Raw genomic sequence first — 1,229 nt, 5'->3', positions numbered from 1 at the left:
CTTGTGGCCGCCGCTGGCGTTGATGCAGGTGTTGCCGAAGGCCGGGTTGAGGGCGCCGACGACGTTGACGGTGTTGCCGCAGAGGTTGATCGGGATGTGGATGGGCACCTGGACGACGTTGCCGGACAGGACGCCGGGGGAGCCGATGGCTGCGCCTTCGGCGGTGGCGTCCGCGGCCGCCAGGCCGGCGCCGCCGGCGAGGATGGCGGCGGCTGAGGCGGTGACCGCTACGGCCTTTGCGATACGTGACATCAAGATCTCCTCATGAATGTGGACCTGCCGCAGGGAGTACGGCATGTGCGCCCGTCCAACGCGTGGGCGGGTAGGCGGTTACGGCCGTTGGGCCGGACCGGTGACATCGAGGCGGCCGTCTCTCCAGTCCTGTCGGCAGGGTGGGTCGCGGTCCGGCCGGGGCTTGTGGTGCGGTGGGGGGGCCGGTCGCTCATGCCCGCCTGGCGGAGGGCGCGGTAACGGGCGGCCCACCGCTCGCCGATGACGGGCGAGACATGGAGGCGTCCGGTGCGGCGGCCGGTCGTCCCCGGGCCACGCGGCGGGCCGGACGGCAGCCGTCCGGCCGCGGTCAGGGGGTGCGTTACGGTGTGCCGCGAGGGCCTTTCTGGTCGGTGTAGATGTCGCACTCCACACGAACCCGGAGGGCCCTCACCCGTTCAAGCCCCCTCAGCCGAAACCCGCACCGCTCGTCCACACCTCCCTGGACTCGGGGGTGAGTCCGTCGCGGCGGGTGCGGGTGTTGGACAGTCATACCCCCAGCCGCATTGCGGTTCCGGGCGGTTCCTGGGTGTGTGCGCGGGGGACGACGACGCGTCCTTCGCGTGCGGCGTACTGGGCGAGCGCCTGGGCGCCCCGGTCGAGGTCCCCACCGCCCCGCCCACCGCCCCGCCCGCCGCCACGGTGCGCGGGGGAAGAGCGGGCGCACCCACCAGGAGAGCTGAGAAATGGCTGGCCGAATCCGCCGGTGAGCTCACGCGTAACAGGGCGCCGTACGCTGCCACGGCGGAGTAAGGTCCGAAAGCATAAACCCCGGCAATACCGGCATGCGGAGCGATGCGGGGTGCAGCAGCCGTATCCGCGATACAGCGCCCTCGTAGTCGCACCCTGTCCCCCCACCTTGCTGCCGTGAACAGGCGGAATCGCTACGCGTGGGTGTGGGTTCTGCGGCACTGTTTTGTTCCGGGCGAGTGCAGAACCGATAAAAGGCGCGGGTCAAT

At 71.0% G+C, this 1,229-nt stretch carries 1 protein-coding gene; it reads right to left on the bottom strand.

The window, feature by feature from the left end; all coding sequences use genetic code 11:
• On the bottom strand, positions 1 to 252 hold a 252-nt coding region (locus OTB19_RS42940; protein ID WP_267804290.1), incomplete at its 3' end, for a chaplin.
• Between the last annotated feature and the right edge of the window lie 977 nt (positions 253 to 1,229).

It is taken from the genome of Streptomyces sp. H27-H5 (assembly GCF_026627505.1).
GTDB lineage: Bacteria > Actinomycetota > Actinomycetes > Streptomycetales > Streptomycetaceae > Streptomyces.
Note: the sequence above shows the minus strand (reverse complement) of the source record. Positions and strands in the feature narration are given on the sequence as shown.